The 21,460-nt window shown below is 70.9% G+C and carries 18 protein-coding genes; 11 read left to right on the plus strand and 7 right to left on the minus strand.

Features of this window, described 5'->3' with window-relative positions:
- Positions 1-50: 50 nt before the first annotated feature.
- Positions 51-1,418, plus strand: a complete 1,368-nt coding sequence (locus tag ABIE45_RS04000; protein WP_192710431.1) for an 8-oxoguanine deaminase — start codon at positions 51-53, stop codon at positions 1,416-1,418.
- Positions 1,419-1,505: 87 nt separating this feature from the next.
- Positions 1,506-1,763: a type II toxin-antitoxin system prevent-host-death family antitoxin gene (locus tag ABIE45_RS04005; RefSeq protein ID WP_192710430.1), complete on the plus strand. Its 258-nt coding sequence runs from the start codon at positions 1,506-1,508 to the stop codon at positions 1,761-1,763.
- A gap of 89 nt (positions 1,764-1,852) precedes the next feature.
- On the opposite strand, the gene ABIE45_RS04010 is transcribed toward ABIE45_RS04005, so the two are convergent.
- The 3 genes from ABIE45_RS04010 to ABIE45_RS04020 all read right to left on the minus strand — a co-directional run bounded on the left by ABIE45_RS04010 (position 1,853) and on the right by ABIE45_RS04020 (position 7,799).
- Positions 1,853-3,526 carry a formate--tetrahydrofolate ligase gene (locus tag ABIE45_RS04010; protein ID WP_192710429.1) on the minus strand — a complete coding sequence of 558 codons (1,674 nt, stop codon included), beginning with the start codon at positions 3,524-3,526 and terminating at the stop codon, positions 1,853-1,855.
- A 449-nt stretch (positions 3,527-3,975) separates the two neighbouring features.
- The gene (locus ABIE45_RS04015; RefSeq protein WP_192710428.1) at positions 3,976-5,844 is read right to left on the minus strand and encodes a tetratricopeptide repeat protein; all 1,869 of its coding nucleotides are present in this window, start codon (positions 5,842-5,844) and stop codon (positions 3,976-3,978) included.
- Between the two features lie 281 nt (positions 5,845-6,125).
- Positions 6,126-7,799: an electron transfer flavoprotein-ubiquinone oxidoreductase gene (locus ABIE45_RS04020; protein WP_192710427.1), complete on the minus strand. Its 1,674-nt coding sequence runs from the start codon at positions 7,797-7,799 to the stop codon at positions 6,126-6,128.
- Positions 7,800-8,167: 368 nt separating this feature from the next.
- Between ABIE45_RS04020 and ABIE45_RS04025 the strand changes: the two genes are divergently transcribed.
- Positions 8,168-9,046, plus strand: coding sequence for a uracil-DNA glycosylase (locus ABIE45_RS04025; protein ID WP_192710426.1), 879 nt, complete (start codon positions 8,168-8,170; stop codon positions 9,044-9,046).
- A 143-nt stretch (positions 9,047-9,189) separates the two neighbouring features.
- Positions 9,190-10,098, plus strand: coding sequence for a neutral zinc metallopeptidase (locus ABIE45_RS04030; protein ID WP_192710425.1), 909 nt, complete (start codon positions 9,190-9,192; stop codon positions 10,096-10,098).
- A gap of 147 nt (positions 10,099-10,245) precedes the next feature.
- On the opposite strand, the gene ABIE45_RS04035 is transcribed toward ABIE45_RS04030, so the two are convergent.
- Positions 10,246-10,506, minus strand: coding sequence for a hypothetical protein (locus ABIE45_RS04035; protein WP_192710424.1), 261 nt, complete (start codon positions 10,504-10,506; stop codon positions 10,246-10,248).
- 185 nt (positions 10,507-10,691) lie between these two features.
- On the opposite strand from ABIE45_RS04035, the gene ABIE45_RS04040 reads away from it, so the two are divergent.
- Entirely contained in the window at positions 10,692-12,314 is a 1,623-nt protein-coding gene (locus ABIE45_RS04040) for an ABC-F family ATP-binding cassette domain-containing protein (RefSeq protein ID WP_192710423.1), read from the plus strand.
- A 198-nt stretch (positions 12,315-12,512) separates the two neighbouring features.
- Complete coding sequence (locus ABIE45_RS04045) at positions 12,513-12,992, plus strand: hypothetical protein (RefSeq protein WP_192710422.1); 480 nt, start codon at positions 12,513-12,515, stop codon at positions 12,990-12,992.
- Positions 12,993-13,191: 199 nt separating this feature from the next.
- Here the strand turns inward: ABIE45_RS04045 and mnmE are convergent, their stop codons facing one another.
- On the minus strand, positions 13,192-14,505 hold the full coding sequence (mnmE, locus tag ABIE45_RS04050) for a tRNA uridine-5-carboxymethylaminomethyl(34) synthesis GTPase MnmE (RefSeq protein ID WP_192710421.1): 1,314 nt from the start codon (positions 14,503-14,505) through the stop codon (positions 13,192-13,194).
- A 141-nt stretch (positions 14,506-14,646) separates the two neighbouring features.
- On the opposite strand from mnmE, the gene bla reads away from it, so the two are divergent.
- The 4 genes from bla to panC all read left to right on the plus strand — a co-directional run bounded on the left by bla (position 14,647) and on the right by panC (position 17,425).
- On the plus strand, positions 14,647-15,525 hold the full coding sequence (bla, locus tag ABIE45_RS04055) for a class A beta-lactamase (RefSeq protein ID WP_192710420.1): 879 nt from the start codon (positions 14,647-14,649) through the stop codon (positions 15,523-15,525).
- Positions 15,526-15,538: 13 nt separating this feature from the next.
- A complete protein-coding gene (locus tag ABIE45_RS04060) occupies positions 15,539-16,051 on the plus strand; it encodes a YbaK/EbsC family protein (RefSeq protein WP_192710419.1) in 513 nt (170 codons plus the stop codon).
- A gap of 68 nt (positions 16,052-16,119) precedes the next feature.
- Positions 16,120-16,476: a hypothetical protein gene (locus ABIE45_RS04065; RefSeq protein WP_192710418.1), complete on the plus strand. Its 357-nt coding sequence runs from the start codon at positions 16,120-16,122 to the stop codon at positions 16,474-16,476.
- A 100-nt stretch (positions 16,477-16,576) separates the two neighbouring features.
- The gene (gene panC, locus ABIE45_RS04070) at positions 16,577-17,425 is read left to right on the plus strand and encodes a pantoate--beta-alanine ligase (RefSeq protein ID WP_192710417.1); all 849 of its coding nucleotides are present in this window, start codon (positions 16,577-16,579) and stop codon (positions 17,423-17,425) included.
- A 250-nt stretch (positions 17,426-17,675) separates the two neighbouring features.
- On the opposite strand, the gene ABIE45_RS04075 is transcribed toward panC, so the two are convergent.
- Positions 17,676-18,062 carry a response regulator gene (locus tag ABIE45_RS04075; protein ID WP_192710496.1) on the minus strand — a complete coding sequence of 129 codons (387 nt, stop codon included), beginning with the start codon at positions 18,060-18,062 and terminating at the stop codon, positions 17,676-17,678.
- A 304-nt stretch (positions 18,063-18,366) separates the two neighbouring features.
- On the opposite strand from ABIE45_RS04075, the gene ABIE45_RS04080 reads away from it, so the two are divergent.
- Positions 18,367-19,653, plus strand: coding sequence for a porin (locus tag ABIE45_RS04080; protein ID WP_192710416.1), 1,287 nt, complete (start codon positions 18,367-18,369; stop codon positions 19,651-19,653).
- A 143-nt stretch (positions 19,654-19,796) separates the two neighbouring features.
- Here the strand turns inward: ABIE45_RS04080 and ABIE45_RS04085 are convergent, their stop codons facing one another.
- Complete coding sequence (locus tag ABIE45_RS04085) at positions 19,797-21,263, minus strand: EAL domain-containing protein (protein ID WP_192710495.1); 1,467 nt, start codon at positions 21,261-21,263, stop codon at positions 19,797-19,799.
- Positions 21,264-21,460: the final 197 nt, after the last annotated feature.

Raw genomic sequence — 21,460 nt, forward strand, 5'->3', positions numbered from 1 at the left:
GGATCGCTCCGCTACGCATCCCGGGTTGGGCGGACGGAGCGACCGAGAGCATGGCCGAGGCAGCTGAACCGGGCCCGCGCCGCCTGTGGATCCGCGATCCGCTCGCCATTCTGGCCGAGGGGGCCGGCGGCGGGGTGGTGGTCGCGGGAACCCGGATCGTCGAGCACGTGCCGGCGGGTGCCCGTCCCGCAGCGCCCGTCGACGAGACCTTCGACGCGTCGCGCCACGTGGTCATCCCCGGGCTGATCAACACCCACCATCACGCCTTCCAGACGCTGACCCGCGCGCATCCGCTCGCGATCAACAAGCCGCTCTTCCCCTGGCTGAAGGCGCTCTACACGGTCTGGGGGCGGATCACCCCGGAGGCGTTCCGGCTCGCCACGCAGGTGGCTTTCACCGAGCTGCTGCTCTCGGGCTGCACCACCGCGGGCGACCACCATTACCTGTTCCCGAAGGGCCTGGAGGATTCGATGGACGTCCAGGTCGCGGAGGCCCGGGCCCTCGGGATCCGCGCCGCCATCACCCGCGGCTCCATGAGCCTGTCCGACCGGGAGGGCGGCCTGCCCCCTGCGGCGCTGACGCAGGACGACGACACGATCCTCGCCGATTGCGAGCGGGTGCTGAACCTGTTCCACGATCCCGCCCCGGGCGCGATGGTGCAGGTCGCGCTCGCGCCGTGCTCGCCCTTCGCGGTGACCAAGCGCCTGATGTGCGAGAGCGCCACGCTGGCCGCCCGGCACGCGTGCCGGCTCCACACCCATCTCGGCGAGACGCTGGACGAGGACGAATACTGTCAGTCGATGTTCGGCTGCCGACCGGTGGAGTATCTGGAGGAGGTCGGCTGGCTGAGCGACCGGGTCTGGCTCGCCCACGGCATCCACTTCACCGATGCCGAGGTCGCGCGCCTGGGCAAGGCCGGCGTCGGCGTGTGCCACTGCCCGACCTCGAACATGACCCTGGCCTCCGGCCGCTGCCGCACCTGCGACCTGGAGGCGGCGGGTTCGCCCGTCGGCCTCGGGGTCGACGGCTCGGCCTCGAACGACAGCTCGAACCTGATGGAGGGCGTGCGCCACGCGCTGATGATCAACCGGCTGACCTACGGGGCCGAGACCGTGACGCATCTCGACGCCCTGCGCTGGGCGACCGAGGGCTCGGCGGCGTGCCTCGGCCGCTCCGATATCGGCCGGATCGCGCCGGGCCGGGAGGCCGACCTGGCGCTGTTCACCCTGGACGAACTACGCTTCTCCGGCGCCCACGACCCGCTGGCGGCCCTGGTCCTGTGCGGCGCCACCCGGGCCGACCGGGTGATGGTGGCGGGTCAGTGGCGGGTGATCGACGGGCAGCCGCTCGGGGTCGATACCGGGCTGCTGCGCGAGGCCCATTCTCGGCTGGCGGTGGACTTGTTCGGGGGTGCCTAAGTCCCGGCTTCAAAAGGTCCACGACCTTTTGCGGGTGCAGGGCAGAGCCCTGCGGACAGCGCGCGAATCTTGGACGGGGCGGCGAACATGGCAATCACCACCCTGACGAGCTCAGCCTTCGATCAGGATACCGAACGCGCCAAGAAGGCAGCAGCCGGTGGACCTGTGTTCATTACGGATCGCGGCCAGCCCACTCATGTCCTGCTCAGCTTCGCCGAGTACCGGCGCCTCACGGGACAGGAGCCCGATTTCGTTGAGACCCTGGGGTGGCCGGAGGGCGTCGAAGATATCGCGATCGATTTCCCGCGTTCCAGCCCTCTGCCCGAGGCAGCCGATCGCCCCTGACTGCCTCAGCGACAACCGGTATGTCCCTGCTGAGCCTCTGGGACAGTCCCGCGCGGCCTTGAGCCACCCTCGAAGGCCGCGCAGGATCCTCAGAACAGCCCGTCGATCTGCCCGTTGGCATCCAGCCGGATCGTGTCGGCGGCCGGCACCCGGGGCAGGCCCGGCATGGTCATGATCTCCCCGCAGATCGCCACCACGAAGCCGGCGCCGGCCGAGAGCCGGACGTCGCGCACGCCGACGATGTGGCCCTCGGGCGCGCCCATCAGGGTCGGGTCGGTGGAGAACGAGTACTGGGTCTTGGCCATGCAGATCGGCAGGTGGCCGTAGCCGTCCTTCTCGAAGGTGGCGAGCTTGCCGGCGGCCTTGGTCTCGATCTGGATGTCGGCGGCGCCGTAGAGCTTGGTGGCGATCGCCCGGATCTTGTCGGTGAGGCGGCTCTCGGTCTCGTAGGCGTGCCGGATCGGCGCCGGCTCGGCCTCGCTGAGCTTCACCACCGCGCGGGCGAGCTCCTCGGCGCCGGCGCCGCCCTCGGCCCAGTGGCGACAGGTGATCGCCTCGACGTCGAGGCGCTCGCGGCACAGCTCTTTCAGCTTGGCGTGCTCGGCGTCGGTGTCGGCGTGGAAGTGGTTGACGCCGACCACCACCGGCAGGCCGAAGCCGCGCAGGTTGGTGACGTGCCGGGCGAGGTTGGCGAACCCCTTCTCCAGGGCGTCGATATTCTCGCCGCCCAGGTTCTTCTTGTCGACGCCGCCGTGCATCTTGAGGGCGCGGATCGTCGCCACGACCACGACGGCCGAGGGGACGAGGCCAGCCTGCCGGCACTTGATGTCCAAAAACTTCTCGGCACCGAGATCGGCGCCGAAGCCGGCCTCCGTCACCGTGTAGTCGGCGAGCCGCAGGCCGGCCCGCGTGGCGATCACCGAGTTGCAGCCATGGGCGATGTTGGCGAAGGGGCCGCCATGGATCAGCGCCGGGTTGCCCTCGAGCGTCTGCACGAGGTTCGGCTGCAAGGCGTCCTTGAGCAGCACCGTCATGGCGCCGGTGGCCTTCACGTCCTTGAGGGTGACGAGCTTGCGGTCGCGGGTTTCGGCGATGACGATCCGGCCGAGGCGCTCCTCCAGATCGGCGAGGTCACGCGCGAGGCAGAACACCGCCATCACCTCGGACGCCACCGTGATGTCGAACCCATCCTCGCGGGGGAAGCCGTTGGCGACGCCGCCGAGCGACTGGGTGATCTGGCGGAGCGCGCGGTCGTTCATGTCGACGACCCGGCGCCAGTGGATGCGGCGGACGTCGATGTTGAGCTCGTTCGCCCAGTAGACGTGGTTGTCGATCAGCGCGGCCGCGAGGCTGTGGGCCGACGTGATGGCGTGGAAGTCGCCGGTGAAGTGCAGGTTGATCTGCTCCATCGGCACGACCTGCGCCTTGCCGCCGCCGGCGGCGCCGCCCTTCATGCCGAAGCACGGCCCGAGCGAGGGCTCGCGCAGGCAGATCATGGTCTTCTCGCCGATCCGATTCAGGGCGTCGCCCAGGCCCACCGTGGTGGTGGTCTTGCCCTCGCCGGCCGGGGTCGGGGAGATCGCGGTGACCAGCACGAGCTTGCCGGGCTTCCGGCTCTCCAGCCCGGCGATGTAGCCGTGGTCGATCTTGGCGATGTGCTTGCCGTAATTGTGGAGCGCGTCATCCGGGATGCCGAGTCGCTCGGCGACCTGCGCGATCGGCTTCAGGGTCGCGGCGCGGGCGATCTCGATGTCTGACGGCATGGGCGTTCCCTCCCTGGATTGCGGGCTCGGCGCCCGACCGCCGGCTGTTGCCGTGCGGGTGACCGGTCGTGCGGGCAGCCGCCCGCGAACGGCTGCGCACTGTGCGTCAAACCGTTCGGAAATGCGCGTCGATTTTTATGAGGTGGCCGACAAAATACTCTTGTCGATCCGGAAAGGATGGTCGCCCCGCCTCACAAGGGCTGACGGCGGCACGCTTAGGAAAATCCGTCTCCCTGTTGGCCGTCTACGGCCGGAGATCCACGCCGTCATTCCGGGACGCCGAAGGCGAGCCCAAAATCCAGAACCGCGCTCGGTGCCGGATCTTGGCCGGTCGGCGGCTCTGGATTCCGGGCTCCGCTGCGCGGCCCCGGAATGACAGGAGGAAGCGGCCGCGATGCGCCGACACCGAGGAGAGAGTGAGCGATCCGAGAAGGACGGGCGCGGCTCCGTCAGCCCCCCGACTTCTTGGCCTTGTCGGCGGCGCCCGGCGCCTCGTGCGGCTGCGGCGCGCCCTTCGGCAGCTCCGGGTTCTCGGCGTTGTGCGGGGCGGCGACCGGCGCCGGCACAGTCTCGGCGGTGGCGGTCGGCTTCTCGATGTCGGGCAGGCCGTCCTTCAGCTTCGTGTTGATCTGCGCGAGGTCGTCCGGCTCGGGGTTCAGGTCCTTGGCGTGTTGCCACTGGAACTTGCCCTCAAGGCGCCGGCCGGAGCGCCAGTAGGCGTCGCCCAGATGGTCGTTGATGGTCGGATCGCCGGGCTTCAGCTCGACCGCCTTCTCCAGTTCGCGCACCGCGTCGTCCCAGCGGCCAAGGCGGAAATAGGCCCAGCCGAGGCTGTCGACGATCATGCCGTCGCGGGGGCTCGCGTCGGCGGCCTGCTGCAGCAGCTTGAACGCCTCGTCGATGTTGGTGTTCTGGTCGACCCAGGAATAGCCCAGGTAGTTCATCACCTGCGCCTTGGCGGCCGGCTGACTGGCCGGCACCAGGGACAGGGCCTTCTTCAGGTCGGCCTCGGCCTTCGGCCATTGCTTGGCGCGCTCGTAGGCGGTGCCGCGGAAGTAGTAGGTCGTCCAGTAATTGGATTGCGGCCGGTCGCCGATCAGGTCGATGGCGCGGGTGTAGGTCGCCGCCGCCTCCTCGTACTTCTTGCGTGCGCGCTGGACGTTGCCGAGCGCGGTGATCACGTCGATGTCGTCCGGATGCGCCTTCATGGTGGCGTCGAGATGCTCGAGCGCCTCGTCGCCCTTGCCCATCTGCTCCAGGTTCTGGCCGATCTGGATGTCGCCGTTGAGCTTGAGTGGGGAATTGGCGGGAATCTGCGCGTAGGCCTCGTTGGCGCGCTCGGGCTGCTTCATCCGGTCGAGGGTGTCGGCCAGCGTCAGCCGGGCGAGGGCGTGGTCGGGGGCGAGGTAGAGCGCCAGCCGCAGGTAGATCACGGCGGGCAGCTCGTCGCCCTGCGTCGAGCCCGCGGAGCCCAGCCCGTACAGCACCTCGGCGGCGCCCTCCTGGGCGTTGCCGATCAGGCGCGTGAGCGGCTTGCCGGCCTTGAGCTTGTCCAGGGCGTCGCGCACCAGCGGATGGCGGGGCGAGAGCTGGTCGAAATCGGAATAGGCCTGGATTGCCAGGTCGGTGCGGCCGAGGCTCGCCTCCATCCGCGCGTAGGCATCGACGATGCGCAGGGTGTTGCGGTCGGCCTCATAGGCCGCCTTCAGGCGGCGCTCGGCCTCGGCATTGTCGCCGGTCACCGCCGCGATCAGGCCGGCATGGTAGTCACGGAACGTGTTGTAATAGCGCTCGCCGCGGAGCTTGTTGACCGTCTCCAGAGCCTTCTTGCCGTCACCGGCGCCGGCATACGACCAGGCGGTGAGCAGCGTCGCGGTGAGGTCGGTCGCAGCACCCCGGCCGCTGCGCGAAAAATTCTGGCGTGCGGCGGCCCATTGGCCGGCCTTGATCTGGCGCACACCCAGCGAGAGGTTGGCGAGCCCGTTGGTCGGATCGCGGGCGATCAGCTTCTCGGCGGTGCGGAACGCGTCCGGCAGGGCGCCGTCGGCCAGGAGCGAGATGAAGGCGCGCTCGACGAGTTCCGCGTTGCGCGGGTCGGCCTTGACCGCCTCGCGGTAGAAGGTCGCCGCCGCCGCCGTGTCCCGGGACGCGCCCGCGATGTAGGCGGAGAGGAAGTTGCCCTCCAGCGAATCCGCGGGCTCGTAGTCGAGCACCGGGGTCGATTCCCTCGGCTGCGCGGCGAGCCCGGTCTGCGGAAGCCCGGCGGCGAGCAGCAGGGCGAGCGCCGAAACGCTCCGGCGGGCGCGAGATGTCATCATGAACCGATCGCGGCTCCTGGGCGCCGGCTCGCAAGTGGGCCGGGCGCGAGAATGGCGGGGCGTCCCCGAAAAAACGCTGGGGACACTGAACCCATCCCGCCAGCCCCGCAAGGCGAAAGGATGGCGCGGGGGCGGATGCCCGGGTCGTCCGCCCTCCCGTCCTCGCGAGCGCAGCGAAGCGACCCAAGGCGGCGGGACTTCCCAGGACGTCGCGGTTCCCTGGATCGCTTCGCTGCGCTCGCAAGGACGGGGTGCCTCGGCTCCTGGGCCGAGGGCGGCCCTCACATGTTCGGGTAGTTCGGCCCGCCCGGTCCCTCCGGCGTCACCCAGTCGATGTTCTGGTTCGGATCCTTGATGTCGCACGTCTTGCAGTGGACGCAGTTCTGCGCGTTGATCTGGTAGCGCACCCCGTCGCTGGCGGAGGAATCCTCCACCCACTCGTAGACGCCCGCCGGGCAGTAGCGGCCCGAGGGCCCGCCGTAGACGTCGTGCTCGGAGCGCTTCTGCAGCTCCAGGTCGCGGACCTTGAGGTGGGGCGGCTGGTCCTCCTCGTGGTTGGTGTTCGACAGGTAGACCGAGGACAGCCGGTCGAAGGTCAGCTTGCCGTCGGGCTTCGGGTAGACGATCGGCGTCACCTCCGAGAGCGGCTTCAGGCAGGCGTGATCCGGCTTGCCGTGGGACAGCGTGCCGAACGGCGAGGCGCCCAGCAGGCTCGTCGCCCACATGTCGATCCCGCCGAGGCCGACGCCCACCAGCGTGCCGTAGCGCGACCAAAGCGGCTTGACGTTGCGCACCGCCTTCAAGTCCTGCCCGATCGGGCTGTCGCGCCAGCCGGCCTCGTAGGCGGTGAGTTCGTCGCCGGCGCGGCCCGCCTTCAGGGCATCGGCGATGGCGTCGGCCGCCTGCATGCCGGAGAGCACCGCGTTGTGCGAGCCCTTGATCCGCGGCACGTTCACGAAGCCCGCCGAGCAGCCGACCAGGCAGCCGCCGGGGAAGACCAGCTTCGGCACCGATTGCCAGCCGCCCTCCATGATGGCGCGGGCGCCGTAGCCGATGCGCTTGGCGCCCTCGAAGGTCTCGGCGATCAGCGGGTGGGTCTTGAAGCGCTGGAACTCTTCGAACGGCGACAGGGTCGGGTTCTCGTAGTTCAGGTGCGTGACGAAGCCGACCGAGAGCAGGTTGTCGTCGAAATGGTACAGCCAGGAGCCGCCGCCGGCCCGGTTGGGCAGCGGCCAGCCCATCGTGTGGCGCACCAGCCCCGGCTCGAACTTGCCGGGCGCGAGCTGCCACAGCTCCTTCACGCCGAGCCCGTACTTGAACACGTCGCTGTGCCGGTTGAGCTCGAAGCGCTGGATCAGGCCCTTGGTCAGGTTACCCCGGGCGCCCTCGCCGAACACCGTGTACTTGGCGCGCAATTCCATGCCGCGGGTGTAGTCCGCGCGCGGCTCGCCCGACCGGCCGATGCCGAGGTCGCCGGTGGCGACGCCCGCCACGGCGCCGTTGGCGTCGAACAGCACCTCGGAGGCCGGGAAGCCCGGATAGATCTCGACGCCGAGCGCCTCGGCCTGGGCCCCGAGATACTTGCAGACGTTCGACAGCGAGCCGACGAAATTGCCGTGGTTCGACATGAGCTTGGGGAAGAACAGGTTCGGCAGGGTGAGGCCGCTGTTCTTGGTGAGCAGCATGAACTCGTCGCGCTGCACCTCGGTCTTCAGCGGCCGCTCCGGATCGGTGCGCCACTCCGGCAGCAGCCGGTCGAGGCCGCTCGGGTCGATCACCGCCCCCGACAGGATGTGGGCGCCGACCTCCGAGCCCTTCTCGACGACGACGACGGAGATCTCCTCGCCGATCTCGGCGGCGCGCTGCTTCAGGCGGATCGCGGTGGCGAGCCCGGCCGGTCCGGCGCCGACCACGACCACGTCGAAATCCATGCTCTCGCGTTCGGGCAGCGCCATCCTCACGTTCCTTTTCTTGTTCCGGCGCCCGGTTCGTCGCCGGGCCGGCCTTCCTGATGCCGTCTCAAGCGATTCCAAGCTAGAAAGGCAAGTTGCCGACGCCCAGGGTTATGGCAAAGTTCCCTTTGCCGCACGGCAGGCTATCGAGGTGATCCAACCTGCGCCCTCATCCTGAGGTGCGGCGGAGCTGCCTCGAAGGAGGGCTCCTGCGAGGCCTCCGCTGCGCTTCGGCACCTCAGGATGAGGGCACGGGTGGGACGATCCGTATCGGCCTCCCGGTACCGCGCTGTTCGGTCACGCAAGTCCTTGGCGGCTGGCCGCTTTCAAGAGTTGTCCACAGGCCTCGGCCGCCCCACATTCTGAAGTCCATGCCGAGCCCCGCCGACACGCAAGCCGACCTGATCGCCTATCTCGACTTCCACGTGGAGGCCGGGGCCGACGCGGCGCTCGACGAGCAGCCGCACGACCGCTTCGGCGAGGCCGACGCCCCCGCGCCGACCCTGCGCGCGCTCCGCCGCACGGCGCCTCGGGCCGCCGAGCCGCCGGCCGGCGCGGTCGCCAACACGCTCGTTCCGCCCCCCGGATCGCCGCCGCCGGCCGTGGCGCCGCGCACCTTCGGCCGCGCCGCCAGCGCCCAGCCCGACGAGGCCGCGTCCGACGCCCGCGCCCGGGCGCGTCAGGCCAAGAGCCTCGACGAGCTGGAAAAGATCCTGGCGGATTTCGATGCCTGCCCGCTGCGCTTCACCGCCAAGAACCTCGTCTTCGCCGACGGCAATCCGGAGGCGCGGGTGATGTTTCTCGGCGAGGCGCCCGGCGCCGACGAGGACCGGATCGGCAAGCCGTTCATGGGCCGCTCGGGCCAGCTCCTCGACAAGATGATGAAGGCGATCGGTCTGGACCGGTCAAGCGCCTATATCGGCAACATCGTGCCCTGGCGGCCCCCGGGCAACCGCAACCCGACCCCCCAGGAGGTGGCGGTGTGCCGGCCGTTCGTGGAGCGCCAGATCGAGCTGGTCGACCCGGACATCATCGTCTGCCTCGGCGCGCCCGCGACCCAGACGCTGACCGGCACCAAGGACGGCATCCTGCGGACCCGTGGCCGGCTGTTCCCGTACAAATTGCCGAGCCGCGAAGTGAAGGTGCTGGCGACGCTGCACCCGGCCTTCCTGCTGCGCCAGCCGGTGCAGAAGCGCTTGGCGTGGCGGGATTTCCGCGCCCTACGCGTGCTGCTCGACGGGAAAGCTTGACCGGGATCGCGGAACCGGGTCTCCCCTCCCGCCATTAGAGCTTCGTTCCCGCCGGTGGTCCGCCACCGGGCGGGCCAAGCGACGTGCACACAGCCGTGGGCTGCCCGAGGCGGCCGGCGCGGCATCGATGGCGGGACCCAACCATGCGCTGGGAAGATCTACGCAGCTCCGACAATGTCGAGGATCGTCGGGGCGAGGGTGGCGGCGGCGGCATGGGCTTCCCCGGCGGCGGCGCTGGTGGGCTCGGCATCGGCACCATCGTGGTGCTGCTGATCGTCAGCTACTTCACCGGCATCAACCCGGCGATCCTGATCGGCGGTGCCGAGCGGATCGGCGGCGGCCGCGCCCAGCAGGAGCAGCCGGCCGACCCGCAGACTCAGGCCCGGCGCCGTCAGGCGCCGACCGACGAGAGCGGACGGTTCGCCTCGAAGATCCTGGGCAACACCGAGGACGTGTGGAGCCAGATCCTGCCGCAGCAGACCGGCAAGCAGTACACGCCGACGACGCTGGTGCTCTATACCGGCGGCACCCGCTCGGGCTGCGGCTCGGCCCAGGCCGCCATGGGCCCGTTCTACTGCCCGCTCGACAAGAAGGTCTATCTCGACACCGGCTTCTTCAAGGAGATGGCCTCGAAGTTCGGCGTGAAGGGCGACTTCGCCTACGCGTACGTGATCGCCCACGAGGTCGGCCACCACGTCCAGGACGTGCTCGGCATCCTCGGCAAGGTCCAGGCCCGCCAGCAGCAGGCCTCCAGCAAGGCCGAGGCGAACGCCCTATCGGTGCGCATCGAGCTGATGGCCGACTGCCTCGCCGGCGTCTGGGCCAAGAACTCCAACGACAAATACGCCGAGCTTGACCAGGGCGACATCGACGAGGCCCTGAACGCCGCCGCGCAGATCGGCGACGACGCCCTGCAGCAGCGCTCGCGGGGCTACGTGGTGCCGGATTCCTTCACCCACGGCTCCTCGGCCCAGCGCCAGCGCTGGTTCTCGGCTGGCTACAAGAGCGGCCAGACTAAGGCCTGCGACACGTTCCGGACGGCGAACAACTGAGGTCGGGCCGCCGGTTCGAGGCGGCCCGTATCCGTGCTTGCGCGGGCGGCGAAGCCATCCAGGGCGGCGCGACGTCCTGAGAAGTTCCCGCTGCCCCGGTTCGCTTCGCTGCGCTCGGGATGACGGCGCGGGGTCAGATCTGATCCCTCATCCCCGGCTCAGCCGCCTCGCATTGGCCTGGACCTTCCGCCGGTAGCTGCGGATCACCTTGCCGTTCGAGGCACCCGCGGCGAGCATCAGGGCGGCCTCGCCGGCGGCCAGCATCTTCTCGGTCACCATCAGCTGCGCCTCGGCCTGGGCCGCCGGGCCGCCGAGGGCGAGCATCGCCATCCGCTGGGCGATGACGCCCTGCGCCTCTAGCCCCAGCATGGCCATGTCCATGCCCGTCTTCCACCAACCGAACAGCATCGCGTTCCTCATGTTGCCCATGGCAACTGTTGCACACGGCAACGGCCGAGCCTGGTTTCGGGTCCCGGCATGCGCCCAGCCTTGCGCGGGGCGCAAGCGTTATCCCGCACTGCGACATCACGCTTTGCGCAGCCCAGGCGGATGCCGTAAGCGCCAGGGCATTCCCCCGGACAGCGCCCGCCGCCATGATACGCCTGGACAAGATCACCAAGCAGAACGGGCGGCAGCTCGTCTTCATCGAGGCCTCGGCCGCCCTGCAGCGCGGCGAGAAAGTCGGGCTCGTCGGCCCGAACGGGGCGGGCAAGACCACCCTGTTCCGGATGATCATCGGCCAGGAGCAGCCCGACGAGGGGCAGGTCTCGGCCGACCGGGGCATCACCATCGGGTATTTCAGCCAGGATGTCGGCGAGATGTCCGGCCGCAGCGTCGTCACCGAGGTGATGGACGGGGCCGGTCCCGTGAGCGCGGTGGCGGCCGAACTCGCCGAGATCGGCGCGGCCCTGGCCGATCCGGACCGGGCAGACGAGATGGACGCCCTGGTCGAGCGCTACGGCGAAGTCCAGGCGCGGTTCGAGGAGCTCGACGGGTACGCCCTGGAGGGCCGGGCCCGCGAGGTGCTCGACGGCCTGAGCTTCAGCCAGGAGATGATGGACGGTGATGTCGGCGCCCTGTCGGGGGGCTGGAAGATGCGCGTGGCGCTCGCCCGCATCCTGCTGATGCGCCCGGACGTGATGCTCCTCGACGAGCCGTCCAACCACCTCGACCTCGAGAGCCTGATCTGGCTCGAATCGTTCCTGAAGGCCTATGACGGCGCCCTGCTGATGACCTCGCACGACCGCGAGTTCATGAACCGCATCGTCACCAAGGTCATCGAGATCGACGGCGGCGCGCTCACCACCTATTCGGGCGACTACGCCTTCTACGAGGGCCAGCGGAAGCTCAACGAGGCGCAGCAGCAGGCGCAGTTCGAGCGCCAGCAGGCGATGCTGGCGAAAGAAATCGCCTTCATCGAGCGCTTCAAGGCCCGGGCCTCCCACGCCGCCCAGGTGCAGAGCCGGGTAAAGAAGCTCGACAAGATCGAGCGCGTCGAGCCGCCCCGGCGGCGGCAATCGGTGGCCTTCGAGTTCCAGCCTGCGCCGCGCTCGGGCGACGACGTCGTGATGCTCAAGGGCGTGCACAAGCGCTACGGCAGCCGTACGATCTACGAGGGGCTCGACTTCTCGGTGCGGCGCAAGGAGCGCTGGTGCGTGATGGGCATCAACGGCGCCGGCAAGTCGACGCTTCTGAAGCTCGTCACCGGCACCACCGCGCCCGACGACGGCGCGGTCACGGTCGGCGGCAGCGTCAAGCTCGGCTACTTCGCCCAGCACGCCATGGACCTGCTCGACGGCGACCGCACCGTGTTCCAGACCCTGGAGGAGGCCTTCCCGCAGGCGGGCCAGGGATCGCTCCGGGCGCTCGCCGGCTGCTTCGGCTTCTCGGGTGACGATGTCGAGAAGCGCTGCCGCGTGCTGTCGGGCGGCGAGAAGGCCCGGCTGGTCATGGCCCTGATGCTCTACGACCCGCCGAACTTCCTGGTGCTCGATGAGCCGACGAACCATCTCGATATGGGCACCAAGGAGATGCTGATCACCGCCCTCGCCAATTACGAGGGGACGATGCTGTTCGTCTCCCACGACCGGCACTTCCTGGCGGCGCTGTCGAACCGGGTGCTCGAAGTGACCCCGGACGGCATCCACCAGTATGGCGGCGGCTATACCGAGTACGTCGCCCGCACCGGCCAAGAGGCGCCAGGCCTCCGGAGCTGACGGTCCACGCTGTCATCGCGAGCGGAGCGAAGCGACCCACGGTAGCGCGACCTCGGTCGGCGTGGCGCTGCTGAATTGCTTCGCTGCGTTCGCAAGAACTGCGGAGCGCTTCGACCGGAAGCCCTGCGACCGACGCGCCGCTATCCCGCCAGGTCCACCCGCGCTAAGCTTCGCCGAAAGCGGCCCGGGTGAGACGCCGTGCGACGCCTGCTGAAGTTCCTGCACACGATGGGATCGGCCGGATTGCTCGGCGCGATGGCCGCGCTGGTCGTCCTGCTGAGCCTCGCGCCCGCGCCGGCGGCTCTGTCGGGATACGCAGCAATCCGGGGGGCGATGGGCGCGGTCGCCACCTGGATCTTCCTGCCGTCCCTGGCCGTGACGCTGATGTCGGGCCTGCTCGCGATGGCGCTGAACCGCGCCTATCTCAATGCCGGCTGGGCGTGGCTGAAGCTCGCCACCGGCGTCCTGATGTTCGAGGGCGGCTTGGTCTACGTGCAGGGTCCGATGAAGCGGGAGGCCGAGCAGAGCGCGCAGGCGCTCGCCGGCACGCTCGATCCCGCCGCCCTGGCGGTCTCGCTCCCGGGCGAGCGCGGCACGCTCTGGGTGCTGCTCGCCGTGGCCACCGCGAACGTGGCGCTCGGGATCTGGCGACCGCGCGTGCTGCGGATCCCCACCTAAGGACGTCCCCCCGACCCGCGCGCTCATCCTGAAGTGCGGGCGGAGCAGGCCTCGAAGGAACTCTGCCAGCTGCGCGATCCCTGGATCCCTCCCCCGAGGCCTCCGCTGCGCTGCAGCACCTCAGGGTAAGGGCGCGGGTGGGAGCGCCCGTGATCCGGAACAGCCGCGCCTCGACCTCGAGCCCATCAGGGCACAGCCCTCATTTCCCAATACAGAAGCCGGCAAACAATCGGTCCAGCACGTCCTCGACGCCGACATGGCCGCCGACCTCGCCGAGCGCTCGGACGGCCATCCGCAGATCCTCTGCGGCGAGTTCCGGCAAGCCGCCGGCGCCGGTCTGCAGACGGTCCAGATGGGCCACGCAGGCCTCGAGCGCCCCCCGGTGACGCGCTCGGGTGATCAGCGCGTCGCCGGCGCCGAGCCCGGTTTCCGCCGCCGTCTGGATGGTGTCGAGCAGGGTCTCGAGACCGGCACCGGTCCGCGCCGAAACAGTCAGTCCGGCATGCTGTGAGCCGGCAAATAGATCAGCCTTCGTGAGGACCGTCACGGCTGGAACCGCACCGGCGTCGAAGTTCGGTCGGGTGCCTTCGGGCGGCACGAGCAGCAGCACCAGATCGGCGCCCGCGATCCGCGCACGGGTGCGGGCGATGCCCTCGGCCTCGACCGGCTCCGCCGTATCGCGCAGGCCCGCGGTATCGACCAGCAGGACCGGTAGGCCGCCGAGGTCGAGCCGGACCTCGATCGCGTCCCGGGTGGTCCCCGGCACGTCCGAGACGATCGCGACCTCGCGACGGCTGAGGGCGTTCAGCAGGGTCGATTTGCCGGCGTTGGGTGCGCCGGCCAGCACCACCGTGAAGCCGTCGCGCAGCCGCTCGCCCCTGCGGCCATCGCGCAGGGCCGCCGCGACGGCGTCGCGCAGCGCGGCGGCCCGGCCGAACAGGGCAGCGTCGAGGCCGGCATCGTCCACGTCACCCTCGTCGGCGAAGTCGAGGGCCGCCTCCGCGGCGGCCAGGCAATCGATCGCCTCGGCACGCCAAGCCGCTACCTGCCGGCTGAGGGCACCGTCGAGCTGGCGCAGCGCTTGGCGCCGCTGTCCTTCGGTCTCGGCGTCGATCAGGTCGGCGACCGCCTCGGCCTCGGCGAGATCCATCCGGCCGTTCAGCACGGCGCGGCGGGTGAAGGCTCCGGGTCCCGCGGCCCGGCAGCCGGGCAGACGCGCGAGCGCCGCGAGCACGCCCATCCGCACCGCCGGGCCGCCATGCAGGTGCAGCTCGGCCATGTCCTCGCCGGTATAGGTGTCTGGACTCGGGAACCACGCGACCAGGGCCCGGTCGAGCTCGGCCCCGTCGGCGGGATCGCGGAGCGTCCGGAGCGATAGCCGCCGTGGCGGCGGCAGGGTCCCCGCCAGGGCCTGGACCACATCCCCAGCGGCCGGGCCGCTGATCCGGAGTACCGCAACCGCCGCGCGGCCGAAGCCGCTGGCGGGAGCGAAGAGCGTGTCGGTGTCGGTCATGGTCTTCGAAAGGCGTGACGCTCCGCGGCGGCCGGGCTGCCGGGACAGGATTTCACGTGAAACACCCGTCCGACCCTATACCATCCTGGCGCCATTCTGCGGCTGCAGGACAAAGGCGGACGCGCCGAATTGGGAATCGCTATGACGCTCTGGACCCGCCGCAGCATCGGCTGCGGCCTGTTGATCGCGCCCGCCTCCCTGCATCTGCGGCCGGCCCGCGCCGGAACCGGGACCGACCTCGTGGCAATCGAGAGCTGGCTCGGCGGCCGCCTCGGCGTCTCCGCAGCCTCGGCCGGGCGCGTCCTGATCGAACACCGCGCCGATGCGCGCTTCCCCCTGTGCAGCACCTTCAAGGTCCTAGCCGTCGCGGCGGTTCTCGCCCGGGTCGATGCCGGGTCCGAGACGCTGGAGCGGAGCGTCGCCTACGGGCCAAACGACCTGCTGAGCTACGCGCCGGTGACCCGGAAGGCGCTGGAAACCGGAGGTGGCCGCCTGACGGTTTCCGACCTCTGCGCGGCCGCCCTCGAATGGAGCGACAACACCGCCGCGAACCTGCTGCTCGCGAGCCTCGGTGGCCCGGAAGACTTGACCGCGTGGCTGCGGAGCCTCGGCGATCCGCTCACCCGGCTCGACCGCACCGAGCCGACCCTGAACACCGCGATCCCCCACGATCCACGCGACACCACAACCCCGGAGGCCATGCGCGAGACCCTCGCGCGGATCCTGCTCGGGTCGGTGCTGGCCCCGCCGTCGCGCGCGCGGCTGGAGGGCTGGATGGCGGCGTGCCAGACCGGCTTCAAGCGGCTCCGTGCGGGACTGCCGCCGGACTGGCCGGTAGGCGACAAGACCGGCAGCGGCGATAACGGCACGGTGAACGACGTCGCGATCCTGCGGCCGCCGGGGCGTGCGCCGGTGATCGCGACCGTGTACGTCACCGGCTCGGCAGCCCCCGCGGCGGCCTACGAGGTGGCCTTTGCGGAGATCGGCCGGCTCGTCGCCGCGCGGGCGGCCGGTGCGTGAGACCGGACACATCATGGCCAAGACAGCCGCGAAGACAGCCGCGAAGGCCCCCGCCAAGATCACACGTGCGACGCAGGCCCTCGACAAGGCCGGATACCGCTACAGTGTCCACACCTACGCTTACGATCCGGACGCTTCCCGCATCGGCCTCCAGGCCGCGGAGGCGTTGGGCGTCGATCCCGGCCGGGTGCTGAAGACCCTGATGGCGGCGGTGGATGGACGCCCCGTCTGCCTGCTGGTGGCTTCCGACAAGGAGGTCGCGATGAAGCGCGTCGCGGCCGCCTTCTCGGGCAAGGCCGCCGCGATGCTGAAGCCCGCCGATGCCGAGCGCCTGACCGGCTACCATGTCGGCGGGATCAGCCCGCTCGGCCAGAAGCGGCCTTTCCCGACGGCGGTCGATGCCGGCTCCCTGGGTGACCCGGGCGCCGAGATCCACGTCAACGGCGGCGGCCGCGGCCTCCAGATCCGCCTGACCGAGGGTGACCTCGTCGCGGCGCTGAACGCCCTGGTCGTCCCGCTCGCCTAGCCGGGCCGGGTAAGAGCGCGTTTACCCTGTTCCCGCACGGTGGCGCCTTCCTGAAAGGTGGGACCGGCATGCGGATCGTGGGGCGCGGGGTGATGGCGGCGCTCGGACTTGCCCTGCTGCCCGCTGGTCCCGGCGCGGCGGCGGATCTCGAGGTCCGCGGCGCCTACGAGTCCGGGGTGAGCGGCAGCCCGCGCTTCTTCCCGCGCAATGACGGGATCGATCGCCGGCCGGTCTACGCCGTCCGGAGCCGTCCGGTGCCGGCGGGCTGCACGCCCCGGCGGGCAAAGGTGCCCACCAACGCGCCGGACGATCCGAGCTATGTCGGCTCGGAATACGGCCTGTCGCATCCGAGCTATTACGGCTTCACGCCACCGCTGGGCGTCGACGATCCCTTCGGCCGCTCGCTCCTGCCCTATTGTCCCTGACGGGGGGCAGCGCGGCGCGGAGGCCCCGTCGCGCCGTTCCCGATTGCAACGCGATCGGAAACGGCTCTAGACCGGCGGCACCGCCCCCGGAGCCTGTCCCGTGCCCGAGTCGATCCCGCAGCGTTTCAGCGATCTCGCCGCCCTGCGCGGCTGCGTGGCGGGGTGGCGCGCAGCGGGTGAGCGCGTCGTCCTGATCCCCACGATGGGCGCCCTGCACGAGGGCCATCTCGCCCTGGTGGCGGAGGCCCGGAAGCTCGGGCAGCGCATCGTGGCGAGCATCTTTGTCAACCCGACGCAGTTCGGCCCCAACGAGGATTTCGCCCGCTATCCGCGAGACGTGGAATCCGACCTGGCCCTCCTCGGCCGGGCGGGGGCCGACGCCGCCTGGACGCCCGACGTGCCGACCATGTACCCGCCGGGCTTCGCCACGCGGATCGAGGTCGGGGCTCTGTCCGAGGGGCTGTGCGGCCCGTTCCGGCCGGGTCATTTCGCCGGGGTCGCCACCGTGGTGACCAAGCTCCTGAACCAGGTCCGGCCGGACGTCGCTTTGTTCGGCGAGAAGGATTTCCAGCAGCTCCGGGTGATCCAGCAGGCGGTGGCCGATCTCGATCTCGCGGTCGAGATCCGCGGCGTGCCGACCGTGCGGGAGCCGGACGGCCTCGCCCTGTCGTCGCGCAACCGCTACCTCTCGCCCGAGGAGCGGGCGGTCGCGCCGAGGCTCCACGCCGTGCTGACCGAGATCGCGGCCGCCTCGCGCAACGGCACCCCGGTGGCCGGCCGGATCGCCGCCGGGCGGGCCGCGCTGGAGGTGGCGGGCTTCCGGGTTCAGTACCTCGCCGTCTGCGACGCCCGGACCCTGGCGCCGATGGAGCGGGTCGACGGCCCGGCGCGCGTCCTCGCCGCCGCCTTCCTCGGTCGGACCCGGCTGATCGACAATCTCGCCGTGTAGGGCCGTTTTCGATCGCATCGAGACGGTCGACGGCGGGACACAAGCCGTCGCGCGAGGGCCGGTCATCATCGTCCCACCCTTGCCCTCATCCTGAGGTGCCGAAGCGCAGCGGAGGCCTCGCAGAAGGGCTCCAGCCGGCCGCGCGATCCCTGGAGCCCTCCTTCGAGGCCCGCTGACGCGGGCACCTCAGGATGAGGGGAAGGATGGGAATAGGCTGTTTGCCGCGGCCCTCGCCCTGCCCTGGGCCGCCCTACGCCGGCGCGGTCGTGCCCGCGAGCAGGCGCCCGAGTTCCCGAAGGACCGCGGGCGGCTCGAACGGTTTCACCAAATGGCGCACCGCGGCGTAGCGTTCGGGCAGGGCGGCCTGATCGTAGCCGGTGGCGAACACGAACGGAACGCCGCGCGCCGTCAGCAGGTCCGCGACCGGATAGACCATCTCGCCGCACAGGTTCACGTCGAGGATCGCCGCCTCGGGCGCCGCCTCGGTTCGGAGCAGGGCGAGGGCGCCGTCGACAGACGCGACCGGCCCGAGCACGGTGGCCCCGGCATTCCGCAGCGCTTCCTCCAGCTCCTCCGCGATGAAGTACTCGTCCTCGACCGCCAGGACGCGGCGGCGGGAGAGTGACCCGGCAGACATCGGCACGACCCTTCCAGGCCTGCAGGTCCGGAGCAGGCCGCGCGAAGGTGCCGCAAATGCTGCCGGCTTCCATCACGTAGGTTGCTCTGGCCCGGATCGGTCCGCAATCGACCCTTGATCCAGCGTGCCCCGGGGCACCCAGTCACCGGGCTGCGCGCCTTCAGCATCCCCAGTGCTGCTGGCCGGCGCCAGGGCGCCGTCCCGGGAACTGCATCGTGGCAGCCGGGTCACGCCCCCAGCGTTTTTACGGTTTGCTATCCCACGCTGTTGGCGCTGCCGGGCCGACCTGCTCTCTGCTGGCCCCGTGATCGGATCGCGCCCCGCCCAGGCCTTCTTGGCCGCCTCCCTCGCCTGCGCGACCCCCGCCCGCGCCGGGGACGACGCATTCGAGGGCATGGCCGGCCCCTACGGAGAGCGCCTGCGCTACGACGAGAAGGGGCTGACCCTCACGTTTCCCGATCCCGAGGTGACGCTGAATATCGGCGGCCGGCTCCACCTCGATGCCGGCACGGCGGGCTTCAGCCGGCCCGGCCTGCCCGAAGCCTTCCCCGACAAGGTCGCCGTGCGCCGCGCCTGGATCGAGCCGACGCTGACCATCGGCAAGGACTGGGTGATCGCCTTCCAGTACGATTTCAGCGATCCGCAACTGCCGATCAACGACGCCTTCGTGGCCTGGAAGGGGCTGCCGGACACGATCCTGACCCTCGGCAACATGAAGGTGCCGTTCAGCCTGGAATGGCTGCAGAGCAACAACGACACGCTGTTCACCGAGCGCTCGCTCGCCAACGCCTTCGTGCCGGACCGACGCTTCGGCTTCGCGGTCGGGCATCACGGGCAGGCCTGGACCGCCGTGGCCGGCGTGTTCGGCAACGCCGCCAGCAACGGCATCGGCGGGGACGGCGTCGCGGCCGCGGGGCGGGCGACGGTGGCGCCGATCCTGACGGATAACGAGACCCTGCATTTCGGGCTCGCCGGGATCTATCGCCGCCGGTCCCGGAGCGACGGCGATTTCAGCTTCTCGACTCAAGCGGAGGCGTCGCTGTTCGCGCGCCCGTTCGCCGATACCGGCGACCTGCCCGACGTGGCGCGCGTCTCGCGGCTCGGCGCGGAATTCGCCTATCGCAACGGCCCGTTCCTGGTCCAGGCCGAGTACATCCGGGCCGAGATCGAGCGCTTCGCGGGGCCCGGCGGGTCGCCGCCGGCGCGGGCCTTCCAGGGCGGCTACATCGAGGCGGCCCTCGTGCTGAACGGGGAGGGCCGCCGCTACGCCCTGACGCCGAATGGCGGCACCACCTACGCCACCTTCAAGGGTGTGGCCGTGCCGGAGGGGCAGCGGGTCTCGCGGGGCGGGATCGGCGTGTTCGAGCTGGCCGCCCGCTTCAGCGCCATCGACCTCGACGACCGGGGCCTGCGCGGCGGCTTGGAGCGGGATGTCACCCTCGGCCTGAGCTGGTACCCGGAACCGAATCTCCGCCTCATCGCCAACTACATCCACGGCCGCGTGCGGCCCGGCGCGGCGCAGGCCGACACGCTCAGCACTGCGCCGTTCTCGGTCGACACCGTCATCGGGCGCCTGCAGATCTACTGGTGAGGCCGCGCCGGCCGTCCTGGCGGGCGGAGCGAAGCCATCCAGGGTCGCGCGACCTCCGGAGGAGTCCTGCTGCCCCGGATCGCTTCGCTGCGCGTGATGACGGATGCGGACACCCCACCCAACGCTCTCGGACGGAAACCGGATCAGACGGCGCGACGCAGGACCGACCGGAAGGAGCGCCGCTCCGGTTCCGGCTCGGGGGGCGGCACGGGGCCGTCGGAGGGCGTCGCCAGGACTTCGGCGCGGACGGGCCGGGGCGTCGCGAAGGCCGAGCCCTGCGCGAACGGCACGTCGAGGTCGATCAGATCGGGCACATCCGCCTCGTCGCCGATCTCCGTGGCGACCAGCCGGATGCCGGCGCGCGCAAGGGCCGGCGCGGTATCCTCGACGGCGATGTCGGCGAGGCGGTCCCGCTCGGAGGCCGGGCGCAGCAGCATCTCCGCCGGGACCTTGACCTGACCGATGCCGAGCGCGGCCAGCTCCGCCGCGTCGAAGCGGAGGTCGTCCGGGCGGTCGAGGCCGAAGCCGATCCGGCCGCGCAGGGGCGCCAGCAGGCCCCGCTGGCCGGCATCGAGGCCGCGCCAGCTCGCCTGCGGCAGGCCGATCACCAGGCCCGCCAGGGCGGGATCGTCCGCCGCCATGCGGGCCAGCTCGCGCATCAGGCCGGGCTCGAACAGCGACAGCGGCGACAGGCCGTAGGTCAGCATGGTCTCGCTGCCCCGCCGGGCGAGGTGGCGGGTCACGATGGCGGCCCGCTGCAGCATGCGGCGGTCGAGCTCGGTGGTGCGCCCGTGGCGCTCCAGCACCGGCAGGAAGGTTTCGGGCTCGGTCGACACGCCGCCGACCCGCAGCCGGGCCAGCGCCTCGTAGGCCACGACCTTGCGCTGAGGCAGGGTGACAACCGGCTGGAGATGGATCTCCAGCCCCTCCCCCTCGAAGGCTCGGATGATCTCGGCCTCTTCCTCGGGCTCCCGGGCCGGTCGGGGCGGGATCGGTCGCGGCGGGATCGGTCGCGGCGGAAGCGGCAATGGCGGGATCGGTCGCGCCGCGGGCGAGGCCGGCAGGACCGGCCGGGTGGCCGCGACGGGCAGCGCCTCGAGTGCGGCGGCCTGCGGGCGTAACGGAGGGATCGGCTCCGGTGCGGGCGCGGCCAGCTCGGCCCGGATCTCGGCCCGGATTTCGGACCGCAAATCCGGCGCCGCGACCGGCCGGGCGTTGAGGCGGGCGATCTCGGCATCCTGCGCGGTCACCACTCCGGTGAGGTCCCGGACGATCCCGCTCAGGAGCCCGAACTCGACGGTGAGCTCCTCGATCTGCGCCCGGAGCGCCGCCTCGGCGGCTTCGGGCTGCGGCTGCGCGGCGGCGGTGGCGGTGCCGGTCTCGACCTTGAGCAGGCGGCGGGACAGCAGGTCGACCTCGCCGGACAACTTCTCGCAGCGCGCCTTCAGGACCGCGATGCGGGTCAGGGCGAGGCCCGCGACCCCGGCGGACAGGACACCGAGCGTCAGGGCACTCCAGAGCGGCAGGAACACGGCGAGCGGCCCGAACACGACGAGCCCGAGAAGGCCGACCGTCAACAGCCCCGCGTACCGGCCGAGGACCGGGACCATCGTCTCAACACCCGCCAGGGTCACGCACCGGTCGCCGGGGGAGATCCCGCGCGAAACCCCGCCGGGCGAGAACCGCTCGCCGAATCTTTGGCGCCGCGCGGCCGGGGCGGCAAGGCCGTGTGCGTCCTGCTGCGGCGCGCAGGGTGTGAATTCCGGGTGGTGTGACGCCCGCGCCCGCTGGAACGTTGCGGAATCGT

Origin of the sequence: Methylobacterium sp. OAE515 (assembly GCF_041806315.1) — a bacterium.
Classification (GTDB): Bacteria; Pseudomonadota; Alphaproteobacteria; order Rhizobiales; family Beijerinckiaceae; genus Methylobacterium; species Methylobacterium tardum.